Source organism: Nocardia higoensis NBRC 100133 (genome assembly GCF_000308595.1).
GTDB lineage: Bacteria > Actinomycetota > Actinomycetes > Mycobacteriales > Mycobacteriaceae > Nocardia > Nocardia higoensis.
In genome coordinates this window covers 1-14500 of record NZ_BAGA01000100.1, presented here as the reverse complement: position 1 = coordinate 14500, position 14500 = coordinate 1, and the positions used below count along the sequence as shown (strand labels likewise).

The 14500-nt window shown below is 69.7% G+C and carries 13 protein-coding genes and 1 pseudogene; 9 read left to right on the top strand and 5 right to left on the bottom strand.

Annotated elements, in window-relative coordinates; genetic code table 11:
• The 4 genes from ON26_RS18215 to ON26_RS18200 form a co-directional block, all read left to right on the top strand.
• Positions 1 to 898: ABC transporter substrate-binding protein (locus ON26_RS18215; protein ID WP_040797392.1), on the top strand; the 898-nt coding region annotated here is incomplete at its 5' end.
• Positions 899 to 917: 19 nt separating this feature from the next.
• Positions 918 to 1859 (top strand): ABC transporter permease, encoded by a 942-nt coding sequence (locus ON26_RS18210; protein ID WP_245545902.1) that lies wholly within the window; start codon positions 918 to 920, stop codon positions 1857 to 1859.
• Entirely contained in the window at positions 1856 to 2761 is a 906-nt protein-coding gene (locus ON26_RS18205; RefSeq protein WP_085999042.1) for an ABC transporter permease, read from the top strand. Before ON26_RS18210 ends, ON26_RS18205 begins: the two co-directional genes overlap by 4 nt.
• Positions 2758 to 4386 (top strand): dipeptide ABC transporter ATP-binding protein, encoded by a 1629-nt coding sequence (locus ON26_RS18200; protein WP_040797395.1) that lies wholly within the window; start codon positions 2758 to 2760, stop codon positions 4384 to 4386. Before ON26_RS18205 ends, ON26_RS18200 begins: the two co-directional genes overlap by 4 nt.
• Before the next feature lie 4 nt (positions 4387 to 4390).
• Here ON26_RS18200 and ON26_RS18195 read toward each other — a convergent pair whose 3' ends face one another.
• Both ON26_RS18195 and ON26_RS18190 read right to left on the bottom strand, forming a co-directional pair.
• On the bottom strand, positions 4391 to 5233 hold the full coding sequence (locus ON26_RS18195) for an LLM class flavin-dependent oxidoreductase (RefSeq protein ID WP_040797390.1): 843 nt from the start codon (positions 5231 to 5233) through the stop codon (positions 4391 to 4393).
• Complete coding sequence (locus tag ON26_RS18190) at positions 5230 to 5886, bottom strand: TetR/AcrR family transcriptional regulator (protein WP_040797389.1); 657 nt, start codon at positions 5884 to 5886, stop codon at positions 5230 to 5232. Before ON26_RS18190 ends, ON26_RS18195 begins: the two co-directional genes overlap by 4 nt.
• 137 nt (positions 5887 to 6023) lie before the next feature.
• On the opposite strand from ON26_RS18190, the gene ON26_RS18185 reads away from it, so the two are divergent.
• Positions 6024 to 6689, top strand: coding sequence for a helix-turn-helix domain-containing protein (locus ON26_RS18185; RefSeq protein WP_040797388.1), 666 nt, complete (start codon positions 6024 to 6026; stop codon positions 6687 to 6689).
• Between the two features lie 163 nt (positions 6690 to 6852).
• Here the strand turns inward: ON26_RS18185 and ON26_RS34635 are convergent.
• Both ON26_RS34635 and ON26_RS18175 read right to left on the bottom strand, forming a co-directional pair.
• Positions 6853 to 7623: pseudogene (locus tag ON26_RS34635) on the bottom strand (LLM class flavin-dependent oxidoreductase); the annotation flags it as partial.
• 197 nt (positions 7624 to 7820) lie between these two features.
• Positions 7821 to 8189, bottom strand: a complete 369-nt coding sequence (locus ON26_RS18175; protein WP_040797387.1) for a hypothetical protein — start codon at positions 8187 to 8189, stop codon at positions 7821 to 7823.
• Positions 8190 to 8506: 317 nt separating this feature from the next.
• On the opposite strand from ON26_RS18175, the gene map reads away from it, so the two are divergent.
• The 3 genes from map to ON26_RS18160 are packed head-to-tail and all read left to right on the top strand — an operon-like array spanning position 8507 to position 11549.
• Positions 8507 to 9373, top strand: a complete 867-nt coding sequence (gene map / locus ON26_RS18170) for a type I methionyl aminopeptidase (protein ID WP_040797386.1) — start codon at positions 8507 to 8509, stop codon at positions 9371 to 9373.
• A gap of 28 nt (positions 9374 to 9401) precedes the next feature.
• Complete coding sequence (locus ON26_RS18165) at positions 9402 to 10925, top strand: cobyric acid synthase (RefSeq protein WP_040797385.1); 1524 nt, start codon at positions 9402 to 9404, stop codon at positions 10923 to 10925.
• A 60-nt stretch (positions 10926 to 10985) separates the two neighbouring features.
• Positions 10986 to 11549, top strand: coding sequence for a hypothetical protein (locus tag ON26_RS18160; protein WP_040797394.1), 564 nt, complete (start codon positions 10986 to 10988; stop codon positions 11547 to 11549).
• A 94-nt stretch (positions 11550 to 11643) separates the two neighbouring features.
• Here the strand turns inward: ON26_RS18160 and ON26_RS18155 are convergent, their stop codons facing one another.
• Complete coding sequence (locus ON26_RS18155) at positions 11644 to 12702, bottom strand: alpha/beta hydrolase (RefSeq protein WP_051027204.1); 1059 nt, start codon at positions 12700 to 12702, stop codon at positions 11644 to 11646.
• Between the two features lie 285 nt (positions 12703 to 12987).
• On the opposite strand from ON26_RS18155, the gene mqo reads away from it, so the two are divergent.
• The coding region (mqo, locus tag ON26_RS18150; protein WP_051027201.1) for a malate dehydrogenase (quinone) at positions 12988 to 14500 on the top strand (1513 nt) is incomplete at its 3' end.

The window sequence follows — 14500 nt, the reverse complement described above, 5'->3', positions numbered from 1 at the left end:
TCTCGACGAGATCGTGTTCACCGTCGTTCCCGAATCCGGGGTGCGGGCGGGCAGTGTGCGGTCCGGGCAGGTGGATGTCGTGACCGGTCTCGGCCGGGCCGACGAAGCGGGCCTGCGGGGCAGCGGCGTGACCTGGATGACGCGGCCGCGTCCCGGCGCGGTGTTCAACCTCGGCCTGAACAACGCGCGGCCGATCACCCGGGATGCCCAGGTGCGCAGAGCCATCCAGGCGGCGGTCGACCGCGCGCAGATCGTGGAGGCGGTGTTCCCCAGCGGCACGGAGCCGGCGACGAGCATCCTGTCGCGCACCACGCCCGGCTACCAGAACCTGTCCGCCGAGCTCGCCGCAGACCCGGCGAAGGCCGCCGCGCTGCTCGACTCGGCGGGCTGGGCGGTCGGCGGTGACGGCATCAGAACCAAGGACGGCGCCCGGCTCAGCCTGAACGTGGTCTGGTTCAACAACTTCGAGAACACCCGTTCCGCGCTGGAGCTGCTCCAGCAGCAGCTCAGGGCGGTCGGCGTGGAGCTGCGGCTGCAGGAGCTGCAGGTCTCGCAGTTCGCGCAGATCGTGCAGTCCGGTGACTTCGACGGCTTCTGGGGCGGTGACCTGAGCCGCGCCGATCCCGACTGCCTGCGCACGCTGTACTCCACCCAGCTGGTCAACGCCTACCGGCTGCCGCCGAGCCCGCTCGACGGCCTGCTCACCGAGCAGGCGGCGACGGTCGAACCGGCGAAGCGCCGGCCGCTCACCGAGCAGGCACAGCGGCTGGTCGTCGACAACGCCTATGTCGTCCCGATCGTGGAACTCGACACCATCCTCGCGGTGGCGAGCACCGTGCACGGCCTGGCCTTCGAGGCGTCGAGCCGGATCCGGCTGCACGACACCTGGCGGAGCTGAGCGGTCCATGCGACGGTACGTGCTCAGACGTGTCGCCCAGGCGGTCGTGGTGTTGTGGGCCGCCTACACGGTGTCGTTCGTCGTGCTCGACTATCTGCCCGGTGATCCGGTCGCCGCGATGGCGGGCGGTGGGCTGACCTCCTCGCCGATCGACCAGGCCGAACTCGACGCGCTGCGGGCGCAGTACGGCTACGACCGGCCCCTGCTGGTCCAGTACGCCGACGGCCTGGGCAAGGCGCTGGTCGGCGACTTCGGTGACTCGGTCGCCACCGGCCGCTCGGTGAGCGGCACCATCGCCGCGGCACTGCCGCCGACGTTGCAGCTGACCGCGGCGGCGGTGGTGCTGGCCGTGCTCTTCGGCGGCGGACTCGCGGTGCTGGCGACCTACACCACCCAGCGCTGGCTGCGCCAGGTCCTGCTGTCGATCCCCGCGCTGGCGATCTCCATTCCCGCGTTCTGGATGGGATTGATGCTGGTGCAGCTGCTCTCGTTCCGGGTGCCGCTCTTCCCCGCGTTCGGCAACAACGGCCCGGCCGGACTGGTGCTGCCCGCCGTGACGCTGGCCGTCCCGACCGGCGCGTTGATCGCGCAGGTGCTGGCGAAGAGCCTGCTGACCACCTTGGACGCGCCGTTCGTGCAGACCGCCCGCGCCAAGGGGGCGGGACGCATCCGTGTCCATCTGCGTCATGCCCTGCGCAACGCCTCGCTGCCGGTGCTCACCCTGGTGGGTCTGCTCGTCGGGCAATTGCTGGCCAGCGCCGTGGTCGTCGAGACGGTGTTCTCCCGCAACGGACTCGGCCGGGTGACCGCCGACGCCGTCGGCGTGCAGGACATCCCGGTCGTGCAGGGCGTGGTGGTGTTCGGCGCGTTCGTCTTCGTCGTGGTCAACCTGATCGTCGACCTGATCTATCCCCTGCTCGATCCGCGGATCGTGGTCGGGAGCCGAAGGAGCCTCGCGTGACCGACTCCCTGCTGACCCCGACGGTCCTCGGCGGGACCGAATCCGGCGCTCGCGCCGATCCCGGCGCGGGCTTCGACGCCCGTCGGCTGGCGCGATTCCTGGTGCGCAGGCCCGGCCTCGTGCTCTCTGTCGGCGTTGTTGTCGCCGTGGTGCTCGCCGCCATCCGGCCCACCCTGTTCACCTCGCGTGATCCGCTGCTCGGGGTGCCTTCGGAGATCTTCCGGCCGCCGAGCGCGCAGCACTGGTTCGGCACCGACGAACTCGGCCGCGATCTGTTCGCCAGGATCGTGCACGGCACCGCGTTGTCGTTGCAGGCGACCGTGATCGCGGTGGCTGTGGCCTTTCTGGTGGGCGGCGCGATCGGCCTGGTCGCGGGATTCGTCGGTGGCTGGGTCGACGACGTGCTCATGCGGATCGCCGACGTGCTGCTGGCCATTCCCGCGTTGTTCCTGTCGCTGGCCCTGGTGACCGCGCTCGGCTACGGCACCGTCAAGGTCGCTGTCGCGGTCGGTGTGGCAGGAGTGGCCGGTTTCGCCAGGGTGATGCGCGCGGAGGTGCTGCGGCTACGGCAGGCGGTGTTCGTCGAGGCGGCCTGGTCCTCGGGGGCGCGCTGGTTCACCGTGCTGGGCCGTCACGTCCTGCCGAATTCCATCGGGCCGGTGGTGGTGCTGGCCACCCTCGATCTCGGCACCGCCGTCCTCGCGGTGTCGGCGTTGAGCTTCCTCGGTTTCGGCGCGGAACCGCCGCAGCCGGAGTGGGGGATGCTGATCTCGAGCGGACGCAACTATCTCGCCAACGCGTGGTGGATCTCGACCTTCGCCGGACTGATGGTGGCTCTCGTGGTCGTGGCGACCAACCGGATCGCGCGGGCACTGGACGGGGAGTGGGCGAGCAGCCGATGAGCGGAAATCTCCTGGAACTGCGCGGCGTCTCGGTCTCGTACCAGACCCGCACCGGGCCCGCGCGGGCCGTGCGATCGGTCGACCTGGACATCGCGCCGGGCGAAATCGTCGCCCTGGTAGGCGAATCCGGCTCGGGAAAGAGCACCACCGCGCACGCGATCATGGGTCTGCTGCCCGCGACCGCCCGGATCGACGCCGGCCACATCCGGTTCGGCAGCCTGGACCTGGCCGCGCTGTCGGAGAAGGAACTGCGCGCGGTTCGCGGCACGCGCATCGGCCTGATCCCGCAGGACCCGAGCGTGTCACTGAACCCGGTGCAGCGCATCGGCGCCCAGGTCGCCGAGGTCCTGCTGATCCACGGACTGGCGACCCGGCGCACCGCCTGGCACGACGCCGTCGAACTGCTCGAACGGGCGGGGATGCCCGATCCGGCGGTGCGGGCGCGGCAGTATCCGCACGAGCTGTCCGGCGGTATGCGCCAACGCGCCCTCATCGCCGTCGCCATCGCGGGCAGGCCGGAACTCGTCATCGCCGACGAGCCGACGAGCGCGCTGGACGTGACTGTGCAGCGCCTCATCCTCGACCACATCCAGCATCTGACCGAGGAATTCGGCACCGCCGTCCTGCTGGTCACCCACGATCTCGGGGTCGCGGCCGACCGCGCCGGGCGCATCGCGGTCATGTCGCAGGGCCGGATCGTGGAGCGCGGCCCGACGCACGCGGTGCTGCGCGACCCGAAGGAGCAGTACACGCGCCGGCTGTTGCGCAGCGCTCCCAGCCTGACCGTCACGCCGCCGCCTCAGCTCCAGCAGGCCGCCGACGGCGAACGACCGCTGCTCGTGGTCGAGAACCTGGTCAAGGAGTTCCCGCTGCCCGCGGCGGCGGGTGCGGAGAAGTCGTTCCGCGCGGTCGACCAGGTCGGATTCGCACTGCGCCGAGGGGAAACACTGGCGCTGGTCGGGGAGTCGGGCTCGGGCAAGTCGACCACCGCCCGGCTGGCGCTGCGTCTGGCGCGGCCCACCTCGGGCCGGATCGTCTTCGACGGCGAGGACATCACCGGGAGCAGAGGCGCACGGCTGCGCGCTCTGCGGCGCCGCGCGCAGCTGATCTACCAGAACCCCTACGAGTCGCTCGACCCGCGCTATTCGATTCAGGACGTCGTCACCGAGCCGCTGCGCGTGTTCCGCGTGGGCAATCGGGCCTCGCGGCTCGCGCGTGCCAGCGAACTCGTCGACCGGGTCGCGCTGCCCGCCTCGGTCCTGTATCGCAGGCCCGCCGAACTCTCCGGCGGACAGCGTCAGCGGGTGGCGATCGCCCGCGCGCTGGCGCTGGAACCGGAACTGGTGGTCTGCGACGAACCCGTCTCGGCGCTCGACGTGTCCGTGCAGGCGCAGATCCTCGACCTGTTCGCGGAGCTGCAGGCCGACACCGGTGTCGCATACCTGTTCATCTCGCACGATCTGGCCGTCGTCCGGCGGATCGCGCACCGGGTGGCGGTGATGCGGCGCGGACGCATCGTCGAGATCGGACCGACCGCAGAGCTCTTCGACGCGCCCGCCCACGACTACACCCGTGAACTGCTGGCCGCCATCCCCGGTTCCCGCGTCGTGGCCGATCCGCGCTAGCCGGTCAGACGCCCGCCAGCCGACGCACCACCGGCTCCAGCTCGCGGGCGGCCATCTCGTCGAGAACGACATAGGAGATGCCGAACCGATCACGCAGGCGCAGTAGATGATCGACGACCTGCTCGGCCGAGCCGCCGAGCAGGTTCGGGGAATCCGCGGGAATGGGCGGCCCCACGGTGCTCGACGGCGTACTGAAGCGCAGCGCCAGTTCCAGGTCGGTGAACCGGGAGCCCGCCGCGTCCGCGAGCCATCCGACCTGAAGGGCGATCCGGTCGGCGGAGAAGGTGCTCAGGGCGACGGTGTCCGCTTCGGCCGCGGCGAGTTCCGTCGCCCGCCTGCCGCCCGCGGCGATCAGCAGCGGCGGCTTGCGTGCCGGCGGGGGCTGCAGGGATGCGCCCGCCACGGCGTAGTGCCTGCCGGTGACGTCGACGCGCTCGCCGCGCAGCAGAGCGTTGACGATCCGGACCGATTCGGCGAGCCGCTGGACCCGCGTGGCACCCGGCTCGACCGGGATTCCGAGGGCCTCGTACCCGTTGGCCGGCTGGCCCGCGCCGAGTCCGAGCCGGAATCGTCCGCCGGAGAGCAGATCCAGGGTCGCGGCCTCGCGCGCCACCACCACCGGATTGCGGAAATCGTTGGCCAGCACCCAGGTACCGACCTCCAGCGTCGTGGTCACCGTCGCGGCCGTCGCGAGCGCGGTGAACGGTGCGGGAACCGGCGCGGGCAGATCGGGCAGCAGCAGTGACGCGAAACCGGCGTCCTGCGCCCATCGCGCGGTCGCCGTCCACTGCGCACCGTCGACGGCCGACACCGCGACCACGCCGAAACGGAAAGGATTCTGGCTCATGGGTTCTCTGGTGCTCCATACGCGCGCAGGAAAGTGTCGACAGCCGCCGTGGCCACGGCCCGCATCTCGGCCGTGGACGCCTTGCGGGTGCCCAGGAGTGTGCGGCCCTCCATCGGACCGGTGATCAGGACGAGGAACTGCTCGGCGGCCAGGGCCGGATCGCACGGACGCAGGAGCCCGGCCAGCGACAGGCGGGCCATGCGATCGGCGAGGGCATCGGCCAACCGTCCGGACGTGCGGCTCATCACCAGGTCGATGAGGTCGGGGAACTGGGCGACCTGGCCGTAGGTGAGCCAGCGCAGCGAGCGTGATCGCTCGGAACAACAACTGCGGATCAGCCGATAGGCCTGGTCCTCCAGGGCGGCGCGCAGATCCGGCCCCGGCTCCCGCAGCCGATCCACCACGGCCAGGTTCTCGGCGAGCACCGCGTCGGCCGCCGCCGCCAGCGCGTGCCGGAACAGGGTCTGCTTGTCGTTGAGGTGGTTGTAGACGGTCGGTTTGGCGACCCCGGCCTCCGTCGCGATCTCCTGCACGCCCGCCTGCGCGTAACCCCGGCGCGCGAAAACGGTGAACGCCGCGTCCAGGATGGCCTGCCGTTTGTCGATCCGGCCGCGGGAGGTCGTCTGCTCGGTGGTCGGCGTCGCTGTGCTCACCTCGGCAGTCTAACCGTCTCCAGGTGTGAATTTAACCCGCTGGTTCAATCACATGAACCGCCTTGAAAGCTATCCAAGTGAACATTAGAGTGAACCGGCGAGTTCAATTGCTGTTCGGTTCGGCTTCGGGGAGTGCCATGACGCGACCGCTGATGACCATCGGCCCGGAGCGGTGGCTCGAAATCCTGCAGGCGCCCGAACGTGATCGGTCGACCGTGATCGAGGTGTGCCGTCGCTACGGCGTCTCCCGCAAGTCCTACTACAGTCACCTGGCTCGATACCGGGCCGAAGGGATGGCCGGGCTCGCCCCGCGCTCGTGCCGTCCCAAGACTTCGCCCGGCCGGAGTTCGTCGGAACTCGAGGCCGCCGTGGTGCGCCTGCGGCGCGAGCGGCCGCGGTGGGGCGCCCGCAGAATCCGTGCCGAACTCCTCCGGGACGGCTGGGATCCGGTGCCCGCACTGTCGACGGTGCACGCGATCCTGCGGCGACACGGGTTGATCGCCGAACGCGGGGAAGGCGCCGATCCGCAGGAGCGCGAAAGGGTTTCCCGGGCCGCCGCGACTGTCCGGCGGGTGAACACACACCGCGTCAACTCCCAGGGCACGATCAGCTACCGCAAGCGCAAGATCCAGATCGGCGCGCAGCTGGCCGGGGAGACCGTGCGAACCGTCGAGGCCGGTGGAACCGTTCGCGTCTACCGCGGCCACGACCTCGTGCGCGAACTCGTGCTCGGCCCGGCGGGCACGTATCACGGCAACGGCAGAAAGCCGAGCGGACGGCCCCCGCGCACACAGAGCGCGTAGACGAGTCCGCGGCCGCGGCGCTCAGCGCAATCCGGAGGCGACCTTCGCGCCGAGCAATTCGATGCTGTGCAGCACCTTCTCGTGCGGCAGGGTGCCGACGCTGGTGTGCAGCATGAAGCGGTCCAGGCCGAGAGTGTCGCGGATCGTCTCGATCTTCTCGCCCACCTGGTCGGGAGCGCCGACGAACAAGGAACCCTGCGGCGAGCGCAGTTGCTCCGAAGTGCGCCTTGGTCATCGGGCCCCAGCCGCGTTCGCGGCCGAGCCTGCCCATCGCGACCGCGTAGGAGTCGTAGAAGTCGGCGACGGCCTGCTCTTCGGTATCGGCGATGTAGCCGTGCGCGTGCACCGCGACGGGCTGCTTCTCGTGTCCCCCCTCGGCGAGGGCGCGATGGTAGAGCTCGACCAGCGGCTTGAACCGGGCGGGCTCGCCGCCGATGATGGCGATCGCCAGGGGGAGGCCGAGCAGGCCCGCGCGGACCACCGATTCCGGGCTGCCGCCGACCGCGATCCACACCGGCAGCGGCCGGTTCTCGGTGCGCGGGTAGACGATGGTGTGGCGCAGTGCCGGACGGAACTTGCCGGACCAGGTGACCGGTCCGTCCTCGCGCAGACGCAGCAACAGACCCAGCTTCTCCTCGAACAGCTCGTCGTAATCGGCCAGGTCGTAGCCGAACAGCGGGAAGGATTCGGTGAACGAGCCGCGGCCCGCCATCAGCTCGGCGCGACCGTTCGACAGCGCGTCCAGGGTCGAGAACTCCTGGTAGGCGCGCACCGGATCGACCGAGCTGAGCACAGTGACCGCGCTGGTCAGCTGGATGCGTTCGGTGCGGGCGGCGATGGCGGCCAGGACCACCGCGGGCGCGGAGGCGGCGAAATCGACGCGATGGTGTTCGCCGACGCCGTAGACGTCCAGGCCGGCGGCTTCGGTGGCCACCGCTTCCTCGACCACTTCGCGCAATCGCTGCGCGGCGGTCGGTGCGGGCCGGTCGCCGACGGGATAACGCTCGGCGAAGGTCGTGAGTCCCAGTTCCACAGCGGCGTCCTATCTCGGAAGTTTCTATGTCAACCACTCTGGTGAACGGCTCGTGGTCCGGCGATATTCCGGCCGGTGCCGCTGTGGAACTGCCGGGTTCAGAGTCCGATCGCGGTTCGGGCCGTACGGGCCGGGTGTGTGCTCCGTCGGGTTCGTCGCCACGCGTGGGTACGCAGGTGCGGTGAGGACGGGCGGACGTGCGCCTGGAGGTATACGCCGTGCAGCAGGTTGTGCCCGTCGGCCGCGACCAGTCTCTCGCCCAGGCGTGCGAGCCATGCCGGATCGCGCTCGAGCGAACGCAGCCAGAAGGTGTCGACAAAGGCGATGTGACCGTCGAGATAGCCGATGCCCTCGCTGCGCAAGCGGTGGCCGGTGTGCTCCACGTCGACATCCGTGGCGACCCAGAACCTGTCGAGATCGTGGAGTTCCCGCACTGCTGTTCTCTGCCGCTCGATATGGATGTACATGCTGCCCTCGCTGGTCGTGGATGAGGCGTGGCCGAGGCGTCCGGCGGGACGGGTTCGGCCGTGGGTTCCACACGAACAATATTATCGAATTGAGTTCGATTCAATAGACTGTGGCGCCCGGATTCGGCCGCGGTACACCTCCGAAGGCGTGATGGTCAGCCGCCGTCCGGTCATCGGATACGGCCGCGGTGTTCTGCATGGCGAGAGCTCGGGCGAAGTATGGATGTGCGCGGTCTGTCCTCGGCGCCCGCCGTGCCCGGGCGTGGGCGGACATGCGTGCCCTCCGGAACCCGGCGGGCGGCCGATAAGCTGATCGCATGTCCGTGCGCACTCGTCAGCCCTTGGTACCCGGCACACTCTCACCTGTCAGGGAGGTGCCGCGCGCCATCGAACGTCCCGAGTACGCGTGGAAGAAGACGGCCAGGGAGGCGCAGGGCGAGCCGTGGGTGCAGACCGCGGAGACCATCGAGAAGATGCGGATCGCGAGCAAGATCGCGGCGCGGGCGCTCGACGAGGCGGGCAAGGCCGTCGCGCCCGGCGTGACCACCGACGAACTGGACCGCATCGCCCACGAGTACATGTGCGATCACGGCGCCTACCCCTCGACGCTGGGCTACAAGGGTTTCCAGAAATCCTGCTGCACCTCGCTCAACGAGGTGATCTGCCACGGCATTCCGGACTCGACCGTCATCCAGGACGGTGACATCGTCAATATCGACGTCACCGCCTACATCCACGGCGTGCACGGCGACACCAACCGGACCTTCCTCGCCGGTGAGGTCGACGAGGAGGTGCGGCTGCTGGTCGAGCGCACCGAGGAGGCCACCAACCGGGCGATCAAGGCGGTCAAGCCGGGCCGGGCGATCAATGTGATCGGCCGGATCATCGAGTCCTACGCCAACCGGTTCGGTTACGGGGTGGTGCGCGACTTCACCGGCCACGGTGTCGGCCCGACGTTCCACAACGGCTTGGTGATCCTGCACTACGACCAGCCCGCGGTGGAAACCGTCATCGAGCCCGGCATGACCTTCACCATCGAGCCGATGATCAACCTGGGCGGCATCGACTACGAGATCTGGGACGACGGCTGGACCGTGGTCACCAAGGACCGCAAGTGGACCGCGCAGTTCGAGCACACCCTCGTCGTCACCGAGACGGGCGCGGAAATCCTCACCCTGCCGTGAGCGCGGTCGCCGCCGAGGCGGTCCAGCGGTGAGAGGCGCGCTGCTGGTCGCCGGCACCACCTCGGACGCGGGCAAGAGCGTGGTGGTCGCCGGGTTGTGCCGGATGCTGGCCCGGCGTGGAGTACGGGTGGCGCCGTTCAAAGCGCAGAACATGTCGAACAATTCGGTCGTCACCCTCGACGGTGGGGAAATCGGCCGCGCCCAGGCGTTGCAGGCGCGCGCGTGCGGACTGGAACCGAGCGTGCGTTTCAATCCGGTGCTGCTCAAGCCGGGCAGTGACCGGCGATCGCAGTTGGTGGTGCGCGGCCGTGCGGTCGACACCGTCGGCGCGGCGGACTATTTCCGGCATCGCACCGCACTGCGACAGGTGGTCGCCGATGAATTGGCCTCGCTGCGCGCCGAATTCGACGTGGTGATCTGTGAAGGCGCGGGCTCGCCCGCCGAAATCAATTTGCGCGCCACCGATTTGGCGAACATGGGGTTGGCGCGGGCGGCGAACCTGCCGGTGATCGTGGTGGGCGATATCGACCGGGGCGGAGTGCTGGCCCATCTTTTCGGCACGGTGGCGGTGCTGGAACCCGAGGATCAGGAATTGATCGCCGGTTTCGTGGTCAACAAGTTCCGCGGCGATGTCGATCTGCTCCGGCCCGGGCTGGATCAGCTCACCGCGCTGACCGGGAGGCCGACCATCGGGGTGGTGCCCTTCGCCGAGGATCTCTGGCTCGACGCCGAGGACTCGCTCGGCACCGTCGCCGACGCGCCGGTCGGGCGTCCGCGACCGCCGGCCGGGGGCCGGTGGCTGACCGTCGCGGCCGTGCGGCTGCCGCGCATCTCCAATTCCACCGATGTGGAGGCGCTGGCGTGCGAACCCGGCGTGGCGGTGCGCTGGGTGAGCGAGCCCTCGCGCCTGGCCGACGCGGACCTCGTCGTGGTGCCCGGCAGCAAGTCCACCGTCTCGGACCTGGAGTGGTTGCGCCGCACCGGAATCGCCGCCGTGCTGCGGGAGCGGGCGGCCCGCGGACGGCCAGTCCTGGCGGTCTGCGGCGGGTACCAGATGCTGGGGCGCCGCATCGTGGACCGGGTGGAGTCGGGGGCGGGCGAGGTCGAAGGCCTGGGGGTGTTCGATCTGGACATCGAATTCGACGAGCCGAAGGTGCTGCGGCGGGTCGAGGGCAAGGACCGGCAGTCGGCGACGGCCTGGCACGGCTACGAGATCCACCACGGCCGGGTGCGGCGCACGGGTGATCCCGGCTGGCTCGAACTCGACGGCGCGCCGGAGGGGTCGGTGACGGGCGCGGCGTGGGGCACGCATGTGCACGGACTGCTGGAGAGCGACGAGTTCCGCCGCGCCTGGCTGGGCGAGGTCGCCGAGCGCGCCGGACGCCCCGATTTCGCGGTGGCGCCCGATACGTCGGTCGCGCGGGTGCGTACCGGACAGCTCGATCTGCTCGCCGACCTGATGGAGCGCCACCTGGATCAGGACGCGCTCGAGCGCATCGTCACCGGTGGCGCGCCCGGCGGACTGCCGGTGCTGACCGTCGGCCGGGCATAGCGCGGTCATCGCCCCCCGGTGGGGCACTCGCGGCCGGACGCGGCGGTGTACCGTTCCGGCATGGAGACCCGCCGGATCACGGTCGGCGACCGGGCCTTCACGGTTCGCGTCGACGGCCCGGAAACGCGCCACACCGTGCTGTTGCTGCCCGACGTGGACGACCCGGTCGACGGGTACGACGAGGTGGTGTCCCGGCTGACGACCTCCGACCTGCGCACCCTCGTGGTCGAGTCGATCGAGGGTCTCACCCCGGCCGATGTGCCCCTTCTGCTCGACGAGCTCGGCGTGCCCTACGCGCATGTCGCCGGCCGCGGCGCGGGCGCCGAACTGGCCTGGCGGACCTGTTCCGGGCCTTTCGGCCGCTACATCAGCATGGTGGTCGCCGACCGGGCCCACCCCGCCGTGCCCGGACCCGGGGGCGCGCCCGGCGATCCGGACTGCCGTCCGCTGGAACTGCCGGTGACCGTGCTGGTCACCAAGGGGCTGGATCGGGCGGCGGCCGAGGCTTCCGGACGGTTCGTCTACGGCGAGTTCCGCATCGTCGAGATCGAGGCCGACAATGTGGCTACCGACGCCGCGCACGAGTTGGCCACCGAGATCGTTTTGCGCACCAGCCTCTGGTGAGTTCGGGCCCGGCCGGCCCGGGACGCGCCGGTCCGCGTCTCGGTCACAGGGGGTGTCCGACGCGGCGTGAGTCGCGCGGAATTCGAGGTCGAACTCAGGATTGCGCGAACTCGCCCTGCTCGGCCCGCCGGTAGTCGTCCAGCCAGTCCAGCCACTGGTCCAACTCGGCGAAAGCGTGGGCACGCGGCTGTTCCGAGGAGAGGAACACGTCGTGGCGGGCACCGTCGATGGGCACGATATTCGTACGGCCACCCAGGCAGCCGGACCAGCGCTGGATCTGCTTGACGTCGAGCACTGTGTCGGCCACATCGGCGGCCGGGCCGTACTTGCGCAGGAACTTCGTCAGCTTCGAGCGCAGGATCAGCGCGGGCACGCCGATGTCCAGGCCCTGGTGCAGCCGGAAGTGCCCGCGCCGGATCGCGCGCAGCCAGCCGAAGCGGACCGGCGCACCCGACAACGGCTTCCAGTCCAGGTTGTAGTCCCATTCACCGGCGACCGTGTGGTGCAGGCTGTCGCCATAGGTACTGATGCCGCCGCCGGGCAGGCGGGAGGTCGCCCGGAGGCGGCCGAGGGATTCGATGAGCGGGGTGCCGATGGTCCGGTAGTAGGACGGGCCCTGCAGGTCGAACCAGGGGCTGTTGAGGACGAGGCCGACGATCCCGGCCTCGGCGACGCCGCCCGCGCGGTTGAGCCGGTCCAGCCACAGCGGCACGATCAGGCCGCCGGTGGAGTGCGCGACCAGGAGTACGTTCGCGCCGGTTTCGGCCCGGACGATGCGCAGTGCCTCGTCGAGCTCGGCGTCGTAGAAGGCGAGATCGGTGACATAGTGCGGGCTCTGCCCGGAACGCAGCGAGCGGCCGCACTTGCGCAGATCCAAGGCGTAGAAGCGATGCCCGCGCGCCGCGAAATGCTCGGCGAGATGGCGCTGGAAGAAATAGTCGGTGAATCCGTGGACATACAGCACGGCGGTCGCGGCTGTTTCGGTGGTCTCGCTCCCCGAGTCGGGCAGGTGCCGGACCAGGGTCGCGACCACCTCGCCCTCACCGTCGGGATCCTCGCCGAGGGCGATGGTGTGCTGCTGATAGCCGTCGCCGAGAACATCCGTGCGCCACTGCGCCGCGCCGCGCTCGGCGGCCGAATTCGTCTCGGTGATATCGGACACGCCCGCTGGGGTTCGCTCGGTCACGCGAACCAATCTAGGCCAGCTGCACAGCGGAATACAGACCCGCCGCCACCAGCGGCGGGAGAGGAATCTTTATCACATTCGAAGGGTCCGTTGCCGAAATCGAAGGGTATGAGGTGCACAATTGGGCACAGGTGAACGGCGGGTAACCTTTCCCCGCCGAGTCACGCCAGGCTCGCTACAACCAAGGCAGGCCAACGGGGGCCGCGCCGCAGAAGTGACAAGGAAGTCGATCAAGCCGTGCCGAACGCTGCCATGACTGAAAAGACCGATGTGGTGCTCATCGGCGCCGGAATCATGAGTGCCACCCTCGGTGCCCTCATCAGCCGGTTACAGCCGGAATGGTCGATCTCGCTGTTCGAGCGGCTCGACGCCGCCGCCGCGGAGAGCAGTGATCCGTGGAACAACGCCGGTACCGGCCACTCGGCGCTGTGCGAGCTCAACTACAGCCCGCAGAAGCCGGACGGCTCGGTCGATGTGACCAAGGCCATCGATATCAACGAGCGCTTCCAGGTCTCGCGGCAGTTCTGGGCCTATGCCACCGAGAACGGCGTCCTCGGTGATCCCTCGCGGTTCATCAACCCGATCCCGCACGTCAGCTTCGTCCACGGTGCCGACGACGTGAAGTACCTCCGCAAGCGCTACGACGCGCTGGCCCCGCACCCGCTGTTCGAGGGCATGGAGTACATCGACAGCCCCGACGAGTTCTCCCGCCGGCTGCCGCTGATGGCCAAGGGCCGTGACTTCTCCGACCCGGTCGCGCTGAACTGGACCGACAACGGCACCGATATCGACTTCGGTTCGCTGACCAAGGAACTGCTCGGCTACCTCGGCTCCGTCGGCGCGGACCTGGCCTTCGGCCACGAGGTGCGCAACCTGTCCAAGCAGTCCGACGGCAGCTGGAAGCTCACCGTGCGCAACACGCGCACCCGGCAGTCGCGCACCGTGCTGGCCAAGTTCGTGTTCGTGGGCGCGGGCGGCGGCGCGCTGCCGCTGCTGCAGAAGTCGGGCATCAAGGAGATCAAGGGCTTCGCCGGGTTCCCGGTCAGCGGCCAGTTCCTGCGTTGCACCAACCCGGCGCTGATCGACAAGCACGAGGCCAAGGTCTACGGCAAGGCCGCCGTCGGCGCCCCGCCGATGTCGGTGCCGCACCTGGACACCCGCGTCATCAACGGCAAGCCCGGCCTGCTGTTCGGCCCCTACGCGGGCTGGACCCCGAAGTTCCTCAAGGACGGCAGCAATGCCGACCTGTTCAAGTCGATCCGGGCGGGCAACCTGGCCCCGATGCTCGGCGTCGGCGTCACCGAGCTGTCGCTGGTGAAGTACCTGGTCTCCGAGCTGCTCAAGTCGCAGTCCGGCCGGGTCGTCACGCTGGAGGAATTCGTCCCGCGCGCCCGCGGCAACGACTGGGAGCTGATCACCGCAGGCCAGCGCGTGCAGATCATCCGCCGTAAGGGCGTGGGCGGCGTGCTCGAGCTGGGCACCGCGGTCATCGCGGCCCAGGACGGCTCCATCGCCGGTCTGCTCGGCGCCTCGCCGGGCGCCTCGACCTGCGTGACCGCCATGCTCGACGTGCTGCAGCGCTGCTTCCCCCGCGAGTACGCCGACTGGACCCCGCGCCTGCGCGAGATGATCCCCTCGCTCGGGGTGAAGCTCTCCGAGGACAAGGCTCTGTTCCACGAGGTCTGGAACTGGACCAACAAGGCCCTTCGCCTGACCGAGTCCAACTCGGCGAACACGCCGCAGCCGGTAGGGGTCGCGCCCAGCG

What these genes read in the sequence shown, in the direction of transcription:
- ON26_RS18185 (WP_040797388.1), top strand. Translation starts at nt 6,024, where the DNA reads ATGACGCGACCGCTGATGACCATCGGCCCGGAGCGGTGGCTCGAAATC.
- ON26_RS18200 (WP_040797395.1), top strand. Translation starts at nt 2,758, where the DNA reads ATGAGCGGAAATCTCCTGGAACTGCGCGGCGTCTCGGTCTCGTACCAG.
- map (WP_040797386.1), top strand. Translation starts at nt 8,507, where the DNA reads ATGTCCGTGCGCACTCGTCAGCCCTTGGTACCCGGCACACTCTCACCT.
- ON26_RS18160 (WP_040797394.1), top strand. Translation starts at nt 10,986, where the DNA reads ATGGAGACCCGCCGGATCACGGTCGGCGACCGGGCCTTCACGGTTCGC.
- ON26_RS18175 (WP_040797387.1), bottom strand. Translation starts at nt 8,189, where the DNA reads ATGTACATCCATATCGAGCGGCAGAGAACAGCAGTGCGGGAACTCCAC.
- ON26_RS18195 (WP_040797390.1), bottom strand. Translation starts at nt 5,233, where the DNA reads ATGAGCCAGAATCCTTTCCGTTTCGGCGTGGTCGCGGTGTCGGCCGTC.